The organism is Loigolactobacillus backii (genome assembly GCF_003946275.1).
Lineage (GTDB): Bacteria > Bacillota > Bacilli > Lactobacillales > Lactobacillaceae > Loigolactobacillus > Loigolactobacillus backii.
On record NZ_RHNQ01000001.1, the window covers coordinates 95,551 to 111,182 of the forward strand.

21 protein-coding genes are annotated in these 15,632 nt (G+C 41.7%); all 21 read right to left on the bottom strand.

Annotated features, from left to right (window positions below):
- Positions 1 to 3: 3 nt before the first annotated feature.
- The 21 genes from EKM61_RS00430 to EKM61_RS00525 all read right to left on the bottom strand — a co-directional run bounded on the left by EKM61_RS00430 (position 4) and on the right by EKM61_RS00525 (position 15,625).
- The gene (locus EKM61_RS00430) at positions 4 to 366 is read right to left on the bottom strand and encodes a hypothetical protein (RefSeq protein ID WP_068224956.1); all 363 of its coding nucleotides are present in this window, start codon (positions 364 to 366) and stop codon (positions 4 to 6) included.
- Positions 359 to 778 (bottom strand): hypothetical protein, encoded by a 420-nt coding sequence (locus EKM61_RS00435; RefSeq protein WP_068376723.1) that lies wholly within the window; start codon positions 776 to 778, stop codon positions 359 to 361. Before EKM61_RS00435 ends, EKM61_RS00430 begins: the two co-directional genes overlap by 8 nt.
- Positions 779 to 817: 39 nt before the next feature.
- Entirely contained in the window at positions 818 to 961 is a 144-nt protein-coding gene (locus tag EKM61_RS00440; protein ID WP_082924835.1) for an XkdX family protein, read from the bottom strand.
- Positions 962 to 963: 2 nt separating this feature from the next.
- Positions 964 to 1,290, bottom strand: a complete 327-nt coding sequence (locus tag EKM61_RS00445; RefSeq protein WP_068376720.1) for a hypothetical protein — start codon at positions 1,288 to 1,290, stop codon at positions 964 to 966.
- 8 nt (positions 1,291 to 1,298) lie between these two features.
- Positions 1,299 to 2,303: a BppU family phage baseplate upper protein gene (locus tag EKM61_RS00450; RefSeq protein WP_068376717.1), complete on the bottom strand. Its 1,005-nt coding sequence runs from the start codon at positions 2,301 to 2,303 to the stop codon at positions 1,299 to 1,301.
- Positions 2,304 to 2,310: 7 nt separating this feature from the next.
- Positions 2,311 to 3,867, bottom strand: coding sequence for a glycoside hydrolase family protein (locus EKM61_RS00455; protein WP_068376714.1), 1,557 nt, complete (start codon positions 3,865 to 3,867; stop codon positions 2,311 to 2,313).
- Between the two features lie 31 nt (positions 3,868 to 3,898).
- Positions 3,899 to 4,069: an XkdX family protein gene (locus EKM61_RS00460; RefSeq protein ID WP_225359708.1), complete on the bottom strand. Its 171-nt coding sequence runs from the start codon at positions 4,067 to 4,069 to the stop codon at positions 3,899 to 3,901.
- Between the two features lie 48 nt (positions 4,070 to 4,117).
- Entirely contained in the window at positions 4,118 to 4,492 is a 375-nt protein-coding gene (locus EKM61_RS00465; RefSeq protein ID WP_068376711.1) for a hypothetical protein, read from the bottom strand.
- A 12-nt stretch (positions 4,493 to 4,504) separates the two neighbouring features.
- Positions 4,505 to 4,939: a hypothetical protein gene (locus EKM61_RS00470; RefSeq protein ID WP_068376708.1), complete on the bottom strand. Its 435-nt coding sequence runs from the start codon at positions 4,937 to 4,939 to the stop codon at positions 4,505 to 4,507.
- A 21-nt stretch (positions 4,940 to 4,960) separates the two neighbouring features.
- A complete protein-coding gene (locus EKM61_RS00475; RefSeq protein ID WP_068376705.1) occupies positions 4,961 to 5,560 on the bottom strand; it encodes a hypothetical protein in 600 nt (199 codons plus the stop codon).
- Entirely contained in the window at positions 5,550 to 6,761 is a 1,212-nt protein-coding gene (locus EKM61_RS00480; protein ID WP_082924833.1) for a phage tail protein, read from the bottom strand. The genes EKM61_RS00475 and EKM61_RS00480 overlap by 11 nt, the downstream gene beginning before the upstream one ends.
- The gene (locus EKM61_RS00485) at positions 6,661 to 7,500 is read right to left on the bottom strand and encodes a phage tail domain-containing protein (protein ID WP_068376700.1); all 840 of its coding nucleotides are present in this window, start codon (positions 7,498 to 7,500) and stop codon (positions 6,661 to 6,663) included. Before EKM61_RS00485 ends, EKM61_RS00480 begins: the two co-directional genes overlap by 101 nt.
- Positions 7,501 to 7,513: 13 nt before the next feature.
- Positions 7,514 to 12,499: a phage tail tape measure protein gene (locus tag EKM61_RS00490; RefSeq protein ID WP_068376697.1), complete on the bottom strand. Its 4,986-nt coding sequence runs from the start codon at positions 12,497 to 12,499 to the stop codon at positions 7,514 to 7,516.
- Positions 12,500 to 12,514: 15 nt separating this feature from the next.
- The gene (locus EKM61_RS11945; protein WP_164505756.1) at positions 12,515 to 12,664 is read right to left on the bottom strand and encodes a hypothetical protein; all 150 of its coding nucleotides are present in this window, start codon (positions 12,662 to 12,664) and stop codon (positions 12,515 to 12,517) included.
- 38 nt (positions 12,665 to 12,702) lie between these two features.
- Positions 12,703 to 13,101, bottom strand: coding sequence for a hypothetical protein (locus EKM61_RS00495; RefSeq protein ID WP_068280213.1), 399 nt, complete (start codon positions 13,099 to 13,101; stop codon positions 12,703 to 12,705).
- A gap of 168 nt (positions 13,102 to 13,269) precedes the next feature.
- Positions 13,270 to 13,911 (bottom strand): phage tail protein, encoded by a 642-nt coding sequence (locus tag EKM61_RS00500; protein WP_068376694.1) that lies wholly within the window; start codon positions 13,909 to 13,911, stop codon positions 13,270 to 13,272.
- Complete coding sequence (locus tag EKM61_RS00505) at positions 13,912 to 14,292, bottom strand: DUF806 family protein (protein WP_068376691.1); 381 nt, start codon at positions 14,290 to 14,292, stop codon at positions 13,912 to 13,914.
- Positions 14,292 to 14,726: a phage tail protein gene (locus tag EKM61_RS00510; RefSeq protein WP_068376688.1), complete on the bottom strand. Its 435-nt coding sequence runs from the start codon at positions 14,724 to 14,726 to the stop codon at positions 14,292 to 14,294. Before EKM61_RS00510 ends, EKM61_RS00505 begins: the two co-directional genes overlap by 1 nt.
- Positions 14,719 to 15,078 (bottom strand): phage head closure protein, encoded by a 360-nt coding sequence (locus EKM61_RS00515; RefSeq protein WP_068225356.1) that lies wholly within the window; start codon positions 15,076 to 15,078, stop codon positions 14,719 to 14,721. Before EKM61_RS00515 ends, EKM61_RS00510 begins: the two co-directional genes overlap by 8 nt.
- Entirely contained in the window at positions 15,062 to 15,418 is a 357-nt protein-coding gene (locus EKM61_RS00520) for a head-tail connector protein (protein ID WP_068225357.1), read from the bottom strand. Before EKM61_RS00520 ends, EKM61_RS00515 begins: the two co-directional genes overlap by 17 nt.
- A gap of 12 nt (positions 15,419 to 15,430) precedes the next feature.
- Positions 15,431 to 15,625, bottom strand: a complete 195-nt coding sequence (locus EKM61_RS00525) for a hypothetical protein (protein ID WP_068225358.1) — start codon at positions 15,623 to 15,625, stop codon at positions 15,431 to 15,433.
- Positions 15,626 to 15,632: the final 7 nt, after the last annotated feature.

Genomic DNA, 15,632 nt, shown 5'->3' on the forward strand with positions numbered 1-15,632 from the left:
TTTTTATCCTCCAATTAATCCATTTGCTTTCAGCTTTTTGTTTTCGGCGCCCAAACGAGCATTTTCGGCCTTGTAGTATTCGTTACTCTTTTTGAGATGATTATTTTCTTTTGTCAATAAGGCTAGTTTTTGATCAAGCTCGCGCTCCATTTGGTCCTTTTGTTTTTGCAGTTCATTAAATGAGCCTTGTAAATCCCTGTACTGATCGCGTACCGTCCTAATCACAAATTGCTGCATCTCATCTTGCTCACGTTTGGCGTCAGAACGATCTTTCCGGTGGGCGTGACTAATTGCCCCAACAGCACTTAGCAACCCGGCCATGGCACCTAGTAAAGCGATAAAGTTTTTTGTTACCAAATCAGTCATGCCGTCGATCACCTCGCATTGCCGTACCGATAAGCAAGACAAACGCCAGGCTCATTGACACCCAAGTTAAATTAAAACGTTGATCTAGCAACCCCCGCCAAGCAAAAGCAAACGCCATCGCGCCGTAAAGTGGTGCTGCGATCACAACCCCAATATCACGCCATTTACGTTGGCCCAGGAAAACTCCCAGCAATAGAAAAAAGCCTGCCAAAACTAGCAAGCTTGCGAACCACCAGTCGTCGACAAAATCGGCGCCGAGACGTTCAAAATGTGGTAGTGGCGGCGGTGGCGTAATCTGCGGATTGTCTAAATAATTCAAATGGAAAAATACATAAATGCCACCAATTAGCGTAAATACGCCGTAGGCTAGATGAAAATACTCCTTACTGAGTCGCTTTTTTAATAGTTGCATTCACCCGCCTTCTTCCTTTTTGCGTAAAATAAAAAACGCCTATGAAGGCGTCACTGCTGAGTAATCATTACCCGTTAACGATTTAAAATCAGCCGCGGTAATGTAAGCCGCTTGGACAAATACTTTGAGATTGTCGACTGTATAAAGGCCGAGTTGATAATACTGCTTGACTAAATCACCCATTACTAAGCACCTCCTAGTCGACTAGTTGCCGTCGCTAATAATAGCTGCGCGTTAATTTTATCTTGCGCCGTTTTATTATTGACCATGGTCAATAAGACTTGCGCCATTTGCTGTTGATCCGTCGTTGGATTAGCCGGTTCTTGCTGCTCGGACCACGCCTGCTTGGCCTGATCGAAATACATCCAGCCGTCGTTAACCGGGTTGACCCAAGCAACGTCTGTCCAGTTAGCCTTTTCGTCGTCACTTAATTGGTAATCGTCCGCGACTTCTTGCGTAAATAGTGTCGCCCGGCCGTTGTCATCAAAATTATTTAATAGTTTAATTGTCATCGACCCCCTTAAAAGCCGTACATCACGTTAATATCAATGGTCGCGCCCGGTGAAATCCTAGTCCAAGCAGAGCTTAGAATTAGTTGCCGGTTGCTGTGGATATCGATGCGGCCCATTTGGCCAGTTGCTAGTAGCACCGTATGTGGTGCCGTCTGCGTCACAGAACCAGAAATTGGCAGGGATGAATCAAATGTCCCCATATTAAAGGCGGTCCCCTTTGGTTGGCCAACTTTATTGGTGTATACTAAGCCCATGGTGAGTAAGGCTAGGCCATGCCCGTCATCCATTAAATCATTAAGCACCGCCATGTGTGGCCTATAGACAATCTTTGTCGGATCGTTTGGCGTAAACTTAGGCGTTAAGAACTGCACGTTTCCGCGGCCGACGGCGTCGAATAGCGCCGACACTTCGCCTTTATCCGTTGTGACGTCCGGTGCTGTGATTAACTTTGAAAATGCATTACTACCCGTAAAGATATTATTACCGGGCAACAAGGCAACTTTGCTGGCTGCGATCTCGCTTAATAATGTTGCTAAGTCTGAGGACGCTTTGCTGTAAGTACTGGCCAGTTCTGCCTCCCATTTTGATAATTGGCTGCTATATGGCGTCATGTTAATATAAGCGTCAACGTAATCTGGTGTCACTCTAAAGGTGCAATCATTAGTTGTTAGCCGTGTTCCTGCGCCATCTGTGATACAGAAAAAGCATTTAAAATCACCGACGGTATTAAAAGCGCCGTTAGGAAAGCTGAAATCAACAATACCTAAACTGGCATTAACAATATTAATTGTCCCAAAGGCCACGATCGGGTTTTCACCATCGGCCGTATTAGCGCCAAAATACATACTTTGTCCATCTTTAAAAACGTGCGGAATGGCCGGTGAAAAACTGTCATATAACTGCATGCGCAAATAGCTGTTGTCATCGCCTTGGCGGCCGGTGAAATAGTCCTCTAAGCGAATCATGTTCCCGACTGATGATTTATCCAGATCGAATTTTACAATAGCTCCCATTTATTTATCACCCCTTATTTATTGTTGCAAGCGTATTTAGCGCCTGATTAATTGCTGTGCTGTTTTGGTTAAAGTGTGCTAAATAACTATGATTAAGCAGCAGTGTTTCTGGTTGCCAGAGTGTGACACTGATATCTAATCCTATTTGTCGTGCAGGGCTTAGTAGCTCATTTAGTCGTTGCTGGATATAAGCAGTCTGCTGATAAGCCGCGCGATAGCCTTGCACATTTAGATCCTCCATTAGCCAATCGAAAAAGTGACTGTCAGGCACATACTGGCTAATATCCGTATCAACTAAGCCGACAAAGCTATTACTAAATTGATCCAGCGCTAATAATGCTAACAAATAATTAGCATTAAAAAAGGCCGGCAAACTGGTTGCTGACCATGCGGACGGAATCGTTAATTGCGGTGCCACTTGCGTAAATTTAGTCACGCTTTGATTAGCCTGATAAATTGCGTTAGTCACATTATTAACGGCTAGAAAGTTTCCGGTACTGCCATTTAGGACTTGATTATTGCTGACTAAAATATTGTTAAATCCATTTTGACCAGTTATCGAGATATAACTACCAGTCGGATTATAACCATTAAATTGATTGCCACAAATCGCGACACTTTGTCCTGTTGCTACCGCCTGATTGGTGGTTACGGACGTTCCCCAGGCGCCAAGCCAGACAAAGTTAACACTAGCTGGAGCCTTAACACGGTTAATCACATTATTAGCAATGACAATATTGGCTGTCTCACTTGGCAAATGGATTGGTGCTACGTGGCCGTTACCCGATTGCGGATAGTTATCTGTTAACGTGTTTCCGATAAAATAGATGTCGTGGATTATATCACTTTGATTGATCTGATCATGCTGACCAATTGGATTGGCCGCGTAAGCTTGTAAGCTGCCATCGGCGTTGGTAATCGGATTAAAGGCGCAACCTAGCACAGCGACGTGACACGTTGGTAAATTATCATAGCTGTTGGCGTCAGCCGGATAGGCGTAACTCATACCACCTTTATAAGCATAATCGGGTTGGATTGCCTCAGAAGTCGTATTGCCATTGCCACCTGTGTCAGAGGTACTGGCGCCATAGCCGTTAAAGTCACAATGCCAATACAAAATATGACTGCTACCGTCTAGGTCGGTGCAATGGCCACCAATTTGCTGGGATTTAATCCAGTGGCAATGGTCAAAAATAACGTACTTGGCGTGTAACATTGAGTTACATAACGCTGATCGCCAATCCAAATTACTGTTATCGCCACTGCCAGCAAAGGTAGCGTTGCGCCACGTGATGTTCTGCGTGCCGCCATCATAGCCTTTGTTTGGGCTTGGGTAGTGGAGAATGCCAACGTTACCGGCGGATTTAAAAATGGCATTATTGTCAAAGATAAACTCCAAATTGGAGTGCAAAATCACGGTGTTGAAACAGTACGTTCCGGCGGTTACGTGGATCACCGTCTTATCATCTGAGTCAGTGTTAGTCAGTAGTTGATTAAAGGCCGCCGTATTATCCGTCTTACCGTCACCTTTGAGATAATCAGCCAGCTCTATTATTTGACTCAACTAGCTCACCTCTTTTTGTTTTATTAATAATTTATTCGGCCGCAGAACTAGTGGCAGCAGTAGAATCAGATGCTACGGTCGAAGTGCCAACTGGTGTCGTGGAAGCAGCTGGCACCTGATATTCCTCACCAACGATTGTCTTATACTGGTCAGCCGTAATCGCTGATTTAGCGACTTGTGCCGCGACGTCTTCCTTTGTCATGGTGTTCCAAAGTTGATACGCGAATTTAAATGTAATAAAAATTATGCATTACCTCCCATTTTTTGTTGTTCCTGTTGCCAACGCCGTTACTGACTGTGCTAGCGACTGTAAATAAGTTTGAGTATTATTATCATTGTCTGCAATCTGTTGAGCTAGTGCAGTCAACGCTTGTTGTTCAGCGGTCGTTTGCGGCGCCTCTTCTGGATGTTCCTTTAAATATGCCTGATTAGCTGCATCTTGTGCCGCTTGCCAAACTGCTTTATCAGTGCCAATCCATGTGGTGCCATTCCAAGTAACCGGTTCATACAAGCCATTATCTGGGTTAATTTCTGTTTCGCCGGCTTGCACTACATAATTATCATCAACCAGCTTTGAGCTTTGAAACTCGCGACTAGTTGTGTCGTATAAATAAATTGCTTTCAAAGTTGTCACTCCTTAATGAATCATAATAAAATTAATTACCATAGTATTAGCAGTAAGTGCTGTATTTGTAGTTCTGCGTAGATTAATATCCCCAGTGCTAGTGTCTGGAAATGGTCTATATAGATTTCCATCAAAATTAGCAATAACGGGACTAACAGCCCAATTTTTTTGTCCATTAAACACCGAAATTGGAAGAGCAAACGGAGTCACCGAAAATTGGCTAGCTGGTATATTTGGATAACTAATTTGGCCACCAACGGCTATAAAATTATTAGCACCAAATGACCCATAGGTATATACCAGTTCATTATCAGTAAATTGGGTCCAGCCATTCTTATAAACAATGCCATCCGATGTCCAAGGAACTTTTGTAATGATTTGCTGAAAATTATCGTTAATTGCTTCTGACCATTTTTCCATGCCAGAAAAAATCTTAGTTAATGTCATAATATCTACCTTCATATTTTTTTACCATGTCGTAATTAATTCCCAATCTGACCATGTAGTGTCAGAAGTTCCAATGCGGATATACGTCCACGGCCGTGTTGAGCCGGTAGTCTCGAATTCCTGCCGTGGACGACCAAAATCAGTATTATTGCCGGCGACTTTTGTGGTCAAGATGCCATAAGTTGAAGCTTGGCCGCTTGGCAACGTCACACCAAAAATCGACGTTTGCTTTAACTCCCGAACTTCTTTTGCTGGGTAGTTGGTTTGGTAGTAGGACGGTGGACAATTAACCGCACGACCATTCGTCGTGCTATCACCGCCATTATCAATAATCATACTAGCTGATTCGTTCCAAGCAGGCCCTTTAAGACTGGCAAGCCACTCAGCTTCCGTGCCGCTAAATCCATTAGCAACGGCCAGTTCATAAGCAGACTTACCGTCCGTACCCGGCTGGCCAGATACTGTGCCAATTAAATCTTTGACCGTGTTATAGATTAGTGTGCCGTTAGCAGTCGCCCAAACCGATAGATGGCTGTCTAGCCCCGTAACCGCTTCCGGTGCTACTTCTGGATAAAATTGTTGCAGATTTGGGTAAAGCAGCGGAATAATATCAATTGCCACCGACCTCACCCACTTTCTCGCCAAGCAAAATATTCGGCGCAAATACGCTTGTCTTATTTTTAACGTTACTAACTGCCTGATTAATTTTCGTTGTCATACTACGCTGATAGTCCAAAATTGTTTGCTCTGTATTATTCAAAATAATGTCAGTCCCTTGACTTGGATCAAATGGGTACCATGTATAGCTCATGACCTGAACATTCGTGACAAATGACTTAGGCCGTATTTCAAGCCGTCTCACTTCACCAGCAATTGGTTTAACATTCGTGCTAGCAATTACTTCAATTGTTAGCGCAGGGTTGGGATGCAATTGTGATTTAGCATATGTTTCCATTGATGTTGCACTCGTAAAACGATCGTCTGAAATATTGTCACCAATGTGCAGCCCCCATTTTTTAATTGAATCGTTATCAGACACCGTGATTGGATTAAAATAATAGCCAGCCGCACCATTATCAGTTCCGGTGTCCTTTTCTTTGCCATACGCCTTAACTTGATTAACCAAGGCCTGACTATCATTCGTAATCTTCACTTCGTTAGAATTATTTGGATAATCTAGTCGATTGCCTAAATCCTGCTTAAAAGCATCATCCGAATAAACCCGGATATTTTTATTATCCGGAAAAACAATTGCTGTCGGCCACGTATCTAAAATCTTGCTTAAACAATCCTTGCCATCGCTATTACCTAAATCCGTAATGACTTGATTATCAAAAGTCCCAATCACTTGATAAGTAAATCCATAAGTGTTGCCTTTAAAATAAAAATCAAGCACATCCATCACGCTATAAGTCTTGTCACCAGTATTAGTGTTCCGCTGTCTGACACGGCTAACTTCGTTATAAATCTGCATACAAGTCATTTGTTTTGTTTCAATTCCACCAATAATATTGGGCTCATTCGTTTTAACAATATATTCTTGACCATCAAAAAAGACGCTGGATTCAACATCCAACATCTCATAGGCCTCACTTTTGTCATCCCAAACGGTAAATTGTAATTGGTAAGTGCTGTTCTTTTCCCATTGCACTTGAAAACTATTAAATAATACACAATTCAAAGGCTCTTTGTCGGCGCTGTTCAAGCCTTTAACTAGTATTTTAAGCAATATAAACAAACGGGAAACTAAAAGTAATATCAATATCAGTTGCGCCGGTAACCGATATTGAGTTCCACCCTGTATTAAGGGTGATGTTGCCATAATCAGTATTCACACTAGCCGCATTGCCATTAAGCGTGGTGTTAACTCCATTTAAAATAATGGTGTCCGATTTACTGGCCGCCCTATTATAAGACCACTCTGTTTCATTAGTGTTATTGGTTAATTTAATAGAGTCGCCTGAAAACTTAACTATTATTTTTAAGTCGTGCTTTTGCTCGTACGGTTCAATTGCAATGTCGCTGGGATTGTAAATTTGAAAACTAGTTGTCGTAAAATGATAAGCGCATTCCTGATCCGTTGGTAAGTACATCCCCATCTGGATATCCGCATCATTCGTGTTAATTTCATCGCTTCGTGCTAACGAATATTTATATCCGCTGGGATTATCAAATGGGATCGTAAATTGACTGTCATTGGCAAAATTTTCTGTTGGTGCAATATCAAAAGGCGTTGCCACAACATATTTAACAATTGCAGGTTCAGCATCTGTTCTGATTCTTAATGATTTCCTACTGCTAAATAAGCGATATATTTCGTGCTTTGCTAGTTTTAAATTGTAATAATCACTAAAGCGTAAATAAAAGTTCGCGTTAACCGTGCTTTTATCAAAATTAGAGGCAATTAACGTTTTGCCGTCAACGCCAGTGTTTTGCCGATAAGTATTAAGCACATTAGGAGACGTTGAATCCCCTAAAAACTGTAAACCGTTAATCACATTAGAAACTTCAACTTCCGGATCATTACCTAACTTTACATATAATTTTGGTTTACCTAGCAAATTTCAACACCTCCTAAAGCGATTGTAAATTCCTAGCAGCTTGATCACGCGCTTGTTGCTTATAAAGCTGTGTTTTATCAAATGATGATTGTTGAATTGCTTTGACTTGAGCAACATTAATTCCCAATAATTGTGAGAGCGAATTATTAAGTGTTGTTAATCCATTAAGGACGGCTTCTAACTGTTTATTACTATTACTAGTCGTCGAATTAGTGGTACTGGTTCCATCTTGCGTTTTGAAGTAATCAAGCGATTGCTGCATAACTTGATAGGCTCTGGAACGTTTTGACATATCAAATGGTATAACAGCTTCTGGTATGTTGCCCTCGGCCATTTCAACCATTTGATGTTGTCCAACAATTCCGCCATTTGCCATCCGCTTATGACCAGTCGGACCCCAGCCACCGGACACACTGATATCTGCCAGCCAGTTTGAATCATTAAGCAAGGCCAATAATTGGACGTATCCACTACCTAAGTCTGCTTTTACCCCTCGTGGAACCCAGCTACTTAAAGTTGGCTGAATATACTGTAATAATCCTTTAGATGGTGTGCCGGCCTTTGCATTTGAGTCCCAATTATTAGACACGGCTGCGTTACCATTAGACTCTTGCGTAATTCTTCGTAAAATTGCATTCAATCCCGCCGCTGTTAGCTTAACGTTCATTTTTGCAGCAGCCTTTTTAATTGTCGCAGTCCAACGTTTTGCACCTGATCCGCTCGGATTGTTAGCCGATCCAAAATCTCCAGCAGATTTTACTAGCTTGGAAATAGCGTCCGCAATTCCGGTTAATGATTTATCAACCATTCCTTTGGACGCACCTTGCTGCATACTGCCAACGCCAGAAACACTGTTAATATTAAACGTTTTCGCTGCTAAATCTTTCAATGTTTTTAGCGGATTAGTTATTTTACTTAAAGCGTCACTAGCAGCATCCGATACGTCATCAAAAACATCAGAAGCACCGCTTTTAACTTTTTTAAGAAATGAAGCAATATCGGTTGATCCTTTAGCGTATCCTGGCAAAGCCTTACCGTAATTCCCAGCCATTACTTTTCGTGTGTCTTGGGCATTAAGAATCTGATCACCCGGTTGCACATTTATAAACTCTGGGCCTTGTGCACCGATTAAATCAACTTTTCCTGAATACGGCCGGTATTTAAGTTCTGCACCGGCTTCACCAACTAGAGCCTTAGAGGCTTTTGTGATTCCACCACCTGTGGCATGAGCACCACTGGTTACTCGCGTATAGGCAAAACTAGAAGCACCAGCATCAACTGGATTAACGCCAAACGACTTAGTCAATTTATTAAAGAAACTTGCAACGGCTTTCCAAATTGAATGAGTACCTTCGCCCTGCTTCTTATTTGCTTCCATTGAGCTGTTGGCCTGATTTGTGGCGTGATCAATAACGCCCTTAGACTGGCTAGATGCTGCACTTTTTACTTGATCGCGCTGATCTTTAGCATCATTTATTACTTTGTCATGCTGAGCTTTGGCCTTATCTGTTGTACTGCTAGCCTGCTTATCCGCATGATTAATTACTTTATTCTTTTGATCTAAAGCAGCAGAAACGGTGGCATCACGCTGTTGTTCGGCCTTCTTTTTAACATTAGCACGCTGAGTTTCGGCCCATTTACTATTGCCCTTATATTGGCTATTTGCAGCTGAAACTGTATCTCTATACTGTTTCTTTGCTGCACTAATTGATTCATTAGCTTGGTTATCCGCGGCCTTGCGCACAGAATTTGCAGTTTTAATTGCAACGGCTGTTTTTTGCTTATATTCTTGGTTAGCGTATTTAACAGTGTTTGTGTACTGCTTCTGGGCCGAATTAAGAGCATTTTGTAATTGTTTATTACTTAATTTTCCTTTGTCAGCAGTCAGCTTTTTCATGATACTTGTTTCTTTATTCGAAGCCAATTGAATCTTGCCATTTAAGGTGGTATGCAATTTGGCTTCTTTAACCATTTCTTGCGAAGAAAATTTAAGTTTCTGATTATCTAATGCCTTAGCCTTTTTGTTCTCATCTTGTTTAATAACAGCAGTCTGCTTAGACTGATCTTTTTGAAACTGTTCAGAATTTTGACCGTACTTTTTAGAATCTCTAAGCGCTTTAGCATTAGTCTTGGATTTATCAGAGGCTATTTTTTTATTCCATTTGGTTTCTAGCTGAGACCGAGCTTGAGAATAATATTTAGTAACAGCATTTCGATCCGACTGTGACATCTTTTCGAATTTAGAAGACTGACTGCCTTCCTGCTTTGCTGCCGCTAATCGCTTCTTATATTCCGCCTTTGTTAAATCACCATTTTTATAAAGTAATTTAAGATCGGCTTCATCCTGCTTTTGCTTATCAGAATAGTACTTCTTGGCTTCTGAATTAAGCTTGCCATAGGCCGACTTCATACTGATTTTTGGTGCTTTAATTTTAGTCTTGCCCATGGCATCAGATAATGATTTAGAAAACTTTTTGGCAATTGACTGGGCGGTTTTAGTTCCGCCTAATTGCTCACCAATTCCTGCACCGATCATGACACCAGTCGGGCCACCGACAGCACCAATAGCACCACCAATGACAGTACCTGCTGTTTTACCGGTTGCCTTATATTTATCTTGGGCCTTACCTGATCCAACAGCCTTAGCAATTGATGATCCTGCGTCCCAAGCAGTAATCGCTAAACCAGCACCATTTATTAGTCTTGAACCTAATCCTGTACCTAATAAATTCCATTTACTGCCACTTTTAGCGACTGCTTTTTCAGCATCACCAGTTAATGCAGATGCCTCACCGGTTGAATTTTCTACCTTTGAGGCCGTTGTGGTAATACTAGGTGTGGCGCTAGTAGTAGTTTTACTAACTTCGCCACTGCCAGTCGTGCCAATAGAATCGGCTCCCTCTTTGGCCTTAGCGTTGGCTTCATAGGCGGCCGTCTGAGTTTCAACTAGCTTAGTTTCTGCCGCAATTTTTTTACTTTCAGCAGACTGAATTACGCCTAATGATTCTAGGCTTCTTACAAATTTTGCAACTTTGTTAACGGCCCAAATTGCAGCCATTGCTTTACCGATATTTTCTACGGCCTTATAATGCTCAACCGCAAATACACCGACTTTTTCAATTCCGCCGGCAACTTTGCCAGTTTCGGTGGCAGCTTTTTCCACATCATTTCTAAAGTTCTTTTCGGAAAATAGTTTTGATAATCTGTTTGCCGCGTCTGTCATATAAGGCAGCAACTTACTGCCAAACATAATAGTTAAATCCGACCACGCTTGTTTGAATCGTTTTTCAGACATTTGCGCAGTATCGCTGTTTTTATCAGCTAGTTTTTGCACATAAGTGCCTTTGTCGCCAGCCTTTTGCACCTTATTTGCCAGTGTATCTAGCTCACCGTTATTTTGAGCTAAAATAATAGCGGCCTGTTGCCCGGTAGTCCCGAACAAACTGTTGAACACGGCGTTCTTGCTGCCAGTTCCCATGTTCTTGGTCTTGTCATTGACTACTTCCATAATACTAGATAAGCTTTTAAGGTTACCGTTGGCGTCTTCAATATCATTCTTTTTAATACCTAATTTGCCAAGGACACTATCTTTGCTATTAATATTTTTAACATCAATAGTTAAACTGTTTATAACTTTACGTAATCCAGTCCCAGCCTTATCGGCTTCTAGACCATGGTTAGACAAAATACCCATGGCAGCGGAAGTTTCCGATAGTTTAAAACCAGCCGAATGCGCCGAATCACCAACGTATTCCATACCTTTGCCTAATGACGAAAAATTGGTTGCCGTCATATCGGCCGAATAGGCTAACTCATTAACGGCTTTACTAGTGTTCTTTGTCATTTTAGCGGTGTTATTAGTCCTCATGCCAAATGCATCGATAACTTGGCCAGACACGGAAACAACATCGCTAAATTTATCACCACTAGCTACAGACGCTTGAAGCTCTGAACGCATAGCGCCCAGAGCCTCTTTTGATGAATAGCCACGTTTTACTAGTTCCTGGTATTGATCCGCAATGTCTTTTTGCGACTTGCCATATTTAATCGAATATTGTTCACCGTCAGCCTGCATAGCAGAAACATTTTTAATTGCCTCTGCTGATTTTTCGCCGCCGGTAGTTAATAAATTGGTGGTTTGCTTATAACTATTTTGTAAAGTAGATGCTTTTTTTGCACCAGAGATAGCGGCGGCACCAATTAGGGCAATACCACCAGATGCAACCACTGCCGCGCCTTTAATACTGCTAAGACCAGATTTAATCTTAGTACTGGCCAGCGAAACGTTATCGCGGGCCCGAGCTCCAGCGGTAGACATGCTGCCAACTGAACTGTTAACCTTTTTAATTTCGGCTTCATTAACTTTATATTTCGAAGTTAATTCGGAAATTCGAACGCCTTGTTTTTGCGCATCACTTGAGGCAGAACCGTATTTACTAGATAGTTCTGTCATTTGCCGCTTTTCGGCTTCAAGCTGTGTCTTCATACGCTCATGAACATTAACTAGGCCGGATAATTTAGTCTTTTGGGCTTCAAAAGTTCGTCCTTGAGCTTCTAAAGCAGTAACGTCACTTTTGGTTATTCGCGTCTGTTGCTCAATGGCATCTTTAAGCCTAAGCACGCCAGAACGCTGTAAATCTTCTGACCTAGTTGCTCGTTCTTGTTGGCCTTGTAAGTTAGAGATAGACCGTTTGGCTGATTCGATCTGGTTCTCATATTTAATATATGATTGCCGACCCTTTTCAGTTGATTGATCAAGCCCTTCTTGCTTTTCTTTCAACTTTTGAATAACTAATTGCTGAGCATCAATTGCTCTACTAGCATCCGTAACCTTTTGACCGTAAGCCGCCATGACACCTTCACCGGATTTAATTTCAGTGAAGTTGGACTGCATCGCAGACTTTAAAAGCTTGGCTTCGTCACGAAGTGTTCTTAACGATCGAGTCATGCCACCGTCGTCCATATTAACGGCAAATTGGTAACCCTGTATTTTTTCCACTGTGATTTACCTCCCTTAAATAGCCCCGATTCGTCTAGCAAGCTCAAATGGGTCCTGAATGCGATCTTTACGTGACTTTGCGCTTAAGGCGTCCTGCATGTCGCTATAGCTGCTGTCATAAAATTGTTGTGGTAGAATTCCTTGTTCCAAAAATTGCTGCGCCATATAGTCAATATCCTGAATAAAATTTCCCAATTGCCAAGCTAATTTTCGTCTGGCGATTTTGGGTCTGTTTCTACCTCAGAATCGTCTTCATCTTCGTCACTGTCGTCATCTAAAGATGGCATTTGAATTCCCAAAAACTTGATCAAAAAATCATTAAAAATGTTGTATTGATCGCTAAAAGATTGGTCCTGTAAGCCGGCCTTTTCTTTTGCAGACAAATCAGCGATATCAGCAATTGTGTTAGCAATTTCCTCGGTTAACATTGGCGAGTTGCCAACCAATTGCTTAATACTGTCTTCATCCTCGGTGTCAAAACGCTTAATTAAACTCTGATAATGCTGAGCCGCCTTTTTTACATTTTTTGATGAATCAATAATTTTAAAATTCTTATTTTCAATGCCAATAACACTACCATCAAATTCAACGTACTTTGCCATTTAAAAATCATCCTTTCGTTTAGCCGCCCCGTTAAGTATTGTGAATTTATTTGGCGACCAAAATACCTAATTAAGCTTGACCACTTGCGGCCGAGCTAGCAGAACTTGCTGTTACTGGAGCGGTAGATGATGCCACAGCAGAACTTGCGCCACCTTGACTAGATGGCGCTACGCTTTTGGGTCAGTTGTGCCTGCATTTTCAGTAATATAAGTCTGCCCAGGGAAGACTTCTTCGAACATTGCTTGTTTGTCAAACAAAGGATCGTCTCCATAGAAAACTTTGTAAGGCTTGCCATTAAATGGCGCGTAATTAATAGACGTGAACGTTAAATTATCATCATCACGAGTTTCTGCAGTATCAGTATTGGTTCCGATATTTTGGCCGGACTCGTTGTAAATGCCACGACCAAAGGCATAGTAAATTGACCCATACGTAATTGGTGATTGTGATTCAATAATCAGGCCACATTCAACCGTCTGATCACTATCTGAATAACCGCCTTTGCCATCAGAAATTCGGCCTAAGATCTTTTGCTTAACCGCGTAATTAATCAGATTTGAATCAATCGCAACAGAGGGCGCAGAAGGCGGATTGGAAACATCAACGACTTCATTATTACCGGAAATCTTTGTTGGCGTACCAGCCAAACCAGTGATATTAGCGGTTTTAGTACCCAAGTTTCCGTTTTTTTTATTTGTATCAATTAAATAGACGCCAGTAGCATTTAAGCCTTTTTCAGCGTCAATAATAGTTGATCCGTCGGCGTCTTTAACACCGGTGTATAGCATTTTTAAACCAATATTTGCCATTTAAATTTCCTCCTTGGAATAAATAAACTTCAGTGTATTTTCAATATTTTGTGTATCAGGTGTAAGGACGTGACCGGCATCGCTGTTGCAATACAGACCATTTGTTAGCAGCAGGTCTTTCACCGCTTGCTCGATCGCACTCATATCTTCCTGATAGTCTTTTGGATAATAAAATTCGATTTGAACTTGTTTTTTAACGCTGACTGGTCTGCTATTGCCGTAATCTTGGCTATAATTAGGCAACTCCGTAATTACTAAAATCGGGTCAGTATTCGTTAAATCATTTCCAATAAAAAAAGCGTGGATATGCTCCGCGCTTAAATTCGGTAACTGTTCGATTTCGTCAGCCAAAATATTTCTAACATAAGATGCCGGTGTCATTATCCGCCACGCACCTTTCTGTCCATTTCTCGCTTAACAACCTCAGCAACAGCCACTTGGACTTTACCTTTGGCTTCACGCTGAGTTGCTTCCCAAAAATGTGATCCGGCTACTGGAGCGTATGTCTTGCCAGTTTTATCCTTAGGCGTCCAGCCGTCATTTTGAAAACGGCCAATATAGCCTTTGTTTTCGTCAGCAGTAAAGCCAACAACGACTGCACCATTAGGCTTTTCATCTTTAACTAACGAATCACGCAAATGCCTTTTTTCGCCTTTTCTTAAATGGCTACTTTCCGGTATTTTAGGCTTCATAGTTTGGATAAATACTTCTGCGCCTGCGTTATTGGCCGCTAATTTTTCAGCAACACCAATACCCCTGGCCAGATTATCCAAAACCATATCAAATGATTCTTCGTTGCCAACACCATTAGCCATGATTAACACCCCATTTATGACACGTGATTAAATCGAAACCGTCTGGCGGTAGGCCATCATCAAAATTGATATTGTCAACTTGATAAATCTGCTTACCGTCTTTTCGTAAAAGCATTCCATCTTCAACCAGTTCATTGTGACGGATAAAAAATACAGCCACGTCTTTAGCTTCCAACCCAGCTAAACTAAGCGACTGCTCTAATGACAATGACCATTGTCCGGCCCATCTTGTAAACTGAGGGACAAAACCCTTAATTGATTCACCAGTATTAGGATTAGTTTTTTCAGTATCTGTTTCACTGCCAAATTCTAATCGCAAATACATTCGCGATGGATTAATTGCTTTCGCCATCGTCCGTCACCTCACTTTGTTCCGCGTACAATCCTCTCAGCTGACCAATGATAGAGTTAACCGTTAAATCAACGGGAATGGCAGCAATTGCTGATAATGACGTTCGATAAGTGTAGTAAGTTGATGCCAACGCCAAGACTGCCGTATTAAATAAATCGGCAACATTAGTCTGACTGTAAAAATCGCTTACGTCTGCTCCACTGCCAATCCCAGATTCAACAAAGCTCTTTGCAGCAGCCAAGTAGCCCTTTAATAGACCATCGTCGGTTTCTCCATCAATTCGTAATGATAATTTCAACGTTTCTAAATTAGCAGCCGAAGCTGTTTCGTCTGTTGCCATTTAATCACCACCCTATTTAGCAGAAGAACTGGCAGCACTTGAATCAGCCGCTGAACTAGTTGCAGCACTTGCGGCGGAACTAGTAGCATTATTTGCTGTAGCCAATGCCAATAAATCTGCTTTAGCAGTCTTACCAGTGTGATCAATACTATGAGCATCTAGCCAAGCAGTGATTTCAGCTACTGTATTTGTATCAGTCGGCTTCACGTCACCA